This is a genomic window from Mucilaginibacter sp., from assembly GCF_036383575.1.
Lineage (GTDB): Bacteria > Bacteroidota > Bacteroidia > Sphingobacteriales > Sphingobacteriaceae > Mucilaginibacter.
On the sequence record NZ_DASVOB010000090.1, the window covers coordinates 1 to 4,807 of the forward strand.

Below are 4,807 nucleotides of genomic sequence, written 5' to 3' on the forward strand. Positions count from 1 at the left end.
CCGCAAAATTTTTTAAAGATGGCGGCGAGGTAGGCTGGTGATCGATTTAGCGGTCGGAGTAATTTGATGAAAAACAGCCCAAGTTCAATGAACAGGGCTGTTTTGTTTTTAATATCCTTATCCCCTATTTTTCGCCGCAAATCACCTCTTGTTTGTCGTGATCACACCCTTTATAGCAAATAACCTTTGCAGATATTTGTAGTAGAAGATCATACAAATCAATTATTAAATCTATTTATATGCGAAAGTTAAAATTACAGATACAAATGACCGTTGATGGCTTTGCAGCCGGACCAAATGGCGAGAACGACTGGGTATTCATCTCCGGCGGGGATGAAGCCGCTTTGCAGAAAATAATAGACCTCGCCGACAGCAGCGATACCCTTTTATTGGGACGTAAGCTGGCGCAATCGGGATTTATCGATTATTGGCAAAACCTGGCCGACAACGGGCCTGATGGCCAGCAACGAACTTTAGCGCAACGAATAGCGGGTTTGCACAAGATCATTTTCAGCCACACAGAAACAGCCATCAGTGGCAATAATGTAGAGGTTGAAAACGGCGATTTGGCCAGCGCCGTACAGGCACTCAAAAATCAACCCGGCAAAGATATCCTCGTTTACGGAGGTGTTGATTTTGTGAGCTCGCTAATCAGCCTGAACCTCATTGACGAATATTTTATTATAACATGCCCGGTTGCCATCGGAAGCGGGCTTTCAATTTTCAAGGAAAAAAAGATCCTGAAGTTAGAAAGTTCAATTGCTTATAATAATGGGAAAGTGCTGAATAAATACTTGCCGGCATAAATCTGTTAGAATAATTAAGACAATCAAAATATAAAGCCTTCAACAATTAAGTTAAAGGCTTTATATTTTGTATATGTGCCCTAATTATGAGAGCCGTTAAAAATAGAACAAGGTTTTGCCAAAGTCCCCAATAGAGTTACCCAAAAAGGGATACTCCCAAAAGAAAAAACATATCAAAAATTTAATAGCTTTTAATCCCAATCAATTTTATAGTCAAATAGCCAGGCATTACCCTTCACACCAAATATATTGACAAATATGCGTATCATCCATTCACGAATTAGTTGTTTGAATGTACCAGAAATTTCTTTGTCCTCGCCCCGCCTTCTGCCTTCCTGAACAATTTTCTCAACCCGTGGCTTTCTTAATGCTTCAAAAGTTGAGAATGCGGAAGCTACAGTTTTTTCATTTCTCAGAAGTTTGGCTAACATCATTGCATCCTCTAATGCCATCGAAGCCCCTTGGCCCGCATTAGGACTTACCGCATGAGCGGCGTCACCAATAAGCATGATTTTACCCGAAAACCAATTTGGTAATGACTGTACATCGAAAACATTAAATCGCATTACGTTGTCGCTTTTTTCAATAATCTCCTTTACCGGCGATGCATAGTTCCCATAAAATTTAAAAATTGATTCTTTTTCATTCTGCTGATCGAAGTCAGTTAATTCTGCCCTGGAATAAGGATGTGTTACTTTAATATTTGTCCACCACATAATTTCATCACTCCCTGCCCCGCTAAAACCAAAGAAACCATTTTTACCATAAATAAAATTCAGGCTATCAATTTCATCTTGTTTTATTATTTTGATCTGTTCAGTTTTTATAAAACCGGCGGAGCTTACAATACCTGTAAATGCAGGAAAAGGGCCATTGGGTAGTAAGTATTTTCTAACAGCGCTTCCTATGCCGTCCGCGCCAATTAAAATATCTCCAATAGTAAAGCTCCCATCATCAAAATAAGCTTTGATCTCGCCATTTTGTTGGATTATATCTTTAAGTTTTTTATTGTAGTTAATTGGAATATCTTGTTTTTTAACTTCATCAACCAAAATCTTATTTAAAGACGCGCGACTTATAGCCACTCCGGGCTGTTCATATTTTTCAGGAATACTGTACCTTATTTTAGCCAATGTTTTACCCCGGCTGTTTTTAAACCACGCATGTTTAATAACAGTGCCTGCATTAATTACATCTTCATTTAAACCGAGGCTGGCAAGTACATTTAACCCATTGGGTGCCAGGCCAAGCCCTCCGCCAACATTCTCTTCATATGGCCTTGATTCGTAGATAACTGATGAAATGCCAGCTTTTTTGAGGAATAATGCCAATGCCGGACCACCAATACCTCCTCCTATAATAATTACTTTTAGTTTTTTGCTATCCATTATAATTTATTAAATTGTAATATTTCTTAAGTTCTTCTCTTTCAGCAAATGTCGCTAAGCTGCCAACAGTGAGTTAATGTTTGGCGGAGTAAAAGTTATATATCAGGGATTATTTATGTTCCCTTTTGATAAATTGGAATAAGAGAAAGAGCAAAATTTAATGCTACAATGAAATGAGTTTTAACTTAAAAAATACCGAAAAGAACGAACTCCTGTTACATAACCAAGGTCATATTATCGATGATCAACCTCCGGGATTATCGGAAAATCATTCAGATACTATTTATGACTTTGGAAATCTTACACTTAACGAGTGGCTTTTTGATGGCATATTAATTAGAGAATCGAAAATATTATTCAATGAACCATTGCAAATGGATTGGCAGGGTAATTTTGAAATGGTTACAATGCATTTCAATTTAAAGGGGGCTTTGGATGTTAATATAAAAGCGGATAACAGCACCTTTTCTTTTAAAAACAATCAGCATAATTTAATGTATGGCAGTGAAGCCGGGGGCGCTATTAAGGTAGAGGATTTAGTACAGCATATTTTTATGATCCAAATGGGCCGTGATGCATTCTTTAGGATCGCTGAAAATGGTAACGAAATTTTGAAGCGTTTTGCCGATGATGTGTATAAAGGCAAAACCGCTGTACTGTCAAATCAAAATTTAAATATTGACCTATCCATTCAGCGGTGTATTCAAGATATATTGACTTGCAACAAATTTGGCGCATTAAAAAAGATGTATCTTTTTTCTAAAACTATAGAGCTTTTAGTATTACAGGCCGAAGCATATAATAATTCTTATGTACTTCCAAAAGGAGTTCTTAAAACGGAGTATGAACGTGATAGCATTATATATGCAAAAGAATTTATGTTAAAACATATAGATTTTCCACCTACTTTAACAGAACTCTCCCGAATTGTTGGCATTAATGAATTCAAGTTAAAAAAGGGGTTTAAAGAGGTTTTCGGCACAACAGTATTCGGCTACCTGGCAGAAACGAGATTGGAAATGGCCAAAAATGATTTGTTGGATAGCTCCAAAACAGTTTCACAAATTGCCTTGGAATTAGGCTACTCTTCTGTTCAGCATTTTAGTAATGCTTTTAAAAAGAGATTTAACATTTCACCTGGTCAAATAAAAAACCAGGATGTTATTTCCAATTGATCAACATATTTGATAAATCCACGTTAAATTATTCCATCTTAGGGCAAATTCCTCGCTTTCAGATAACGAGAATTTATCAAAGATTATTTAGAAGAAAGCCCCACATATCTATGGGGCTTGAGCTCCCCTAACCCGACATTTTTCAAACCGCTTACTACAGCGTTCGATACCTGCCGGGGTTTGGCTTGCTATAAAATTCTGCAATTAGTTATTTCCAGTCGCATTGTCCAGTCCGGGAGCTTCTCTTCTTAGCCAAGTTTTTTTCGCAGCCATTTACGAACCGGCTCATCATACCATTTCAACGTGATATACGCCAGGATAATTGCGCCGATCAAAATAGCTAACGCATAAGGCCAGGCCTGTACAATGGTTACGCCTTTATGATTGCTGATCCATGCCACATAAAAATAAACCAGCGGATAATGCACCAGGTAAAGCGGATAGGAGATATCGCCGAGAAATTTGCAGATCCTGCTCTCCGTTTGATTTTGCATCACGCCACTGGCACCAAGGTAAACGATAAGTGGGAAAACGATAATGATACAAACGGATTCATAGATCCCGTTCATCCAAAGATGGTTAGCGCCGCCGATGCGTGGCATATATAGTACGATAGCCACCAAGAGGCTACACCACAAAAAGGCATTTTTAATTTGTGTTGGCTTTGCTACACGCGAAAGCAACAGCCCGGCAAAGAACGGGTATATGGTGCGGGTAATGCCCACGCGCACCTGTTCCACGTTCAGCGTCCAGCCACCGCTAACATCTCCATTGGTTATCGCCAGGTGCGCAAGTGCAACAGCTGCCAGGCATACTAACACTGTCAGCGTAGTTTTTGAAAATTTCCTTATCCAAACCGCATAAAGAATGTTGGCGATGTATTCAAAGAACAATGACCATCCTACGCTGTTCATGGGGTGCATCTCTTCCCAGCCACGTATATCAAGCGATAAGGGTATGGGCAGGATGGTATAACCGATCAGCATTACCAGCAGCATCTTCCAGACAGGAACAGTATGGATGAGTGGCCATATCGTCGAATCCGTAAAGTAGAAGCCGATAGCACCGAGGGTCATCCCTAAAATTACCATTGACTGAAGGCGTTCAATACGGCGTTTAAAGAAAGTACCGATCGTCATGTTATGCCAGCGGTCGTCATAAGCATAGCCGATCACAAAACCCGACAACAGGAAAAAGAAATCGACCGCCAGGTATCCGTGATTAACGATAATATCCAGATGACCGGTCCCCAGTGGTTCGGTTAAATGAAAGGTAACTACGATGATGGCTGCAACACCGCGTAGGCCATCCAATATTGGGTAATGCGGTTTGGTGATCAGTTTATTATTATTCATTATATAAGGGTGATAATTGGTCTATGATATAATAAGAGCCGTACAGCCTCCACACCTAAGGTGGAAACTGTACGGCTCGCATC

At 39.5% G+C, this 4,807-nt stretch carries 4 protein-coding genes; 2 read left to right on the top strand and 2 right to left on the bottom strand.

Annotation, left to right across the window (positions count from 1 at the left end):
* Positions 1-239 precede the first annotated feature (239 nt).
* A complete protein-coding gene (locus tag VF500_RS03410; RefSeq protein WP_330858325.1) occupies positions 240-806 on the top strand; it encodes a dihydrofolate reductase family protein in 567 nt (188 codons plus the stop codon).
* Positions 807-997: 191 nt separating this feature from the next.
* Here VF500_RS03410 and VF500_RS03415 read toward each other — a convergent pair whose 3' ends face one another.
* Positions 998-2,194, bottom strand: coding sequence for an NAD(P)/FAD-dependent oxidoreductase (locus tag VF500_RS03415; protein ID WP_330858326.1), 1,197 nt, complete (start codon positions 2,192-2,194; stop codon positions 998-1,000).
* A 173-nt stretch (positions 2,195-2,367) separates the two neighbouring features.
* Here VF500_RS03415 and VF500_RS03420 point away from each other — a divergent pair, with 173 nt between their 5' ends.
* The gene (locus VF500_RS03420; RefSeq protein ID WP_330858327.1) at positions 2,368-3,369 is read left to right on the top strand and encodes an AraC family transcriptional regulator; all 1,002 of its coding nucleotides are present in this window, start codon (positions 2,368-2,370) and stop codon (positions 3,367-3,369) included.
* 248 nt (positions 3,370-3,617) lie between these two features.
* On the opposite strand, the gene VF500_RS03425 is transcribed toward VF500_RS03420, so the two are convergent.
* Complete coding sequence (locus tag VF500_RS03425) at positions 3,618-4,724, bottom strand: acyltransferase (RefSeq protein ID WP_330858328.1); 1,107 nt, start codon at positions 4,722-4,724, stop codon at positions 3,618-3,620.
* Positions 4,725-4,807: the final 83 nt, after the last annotated feature.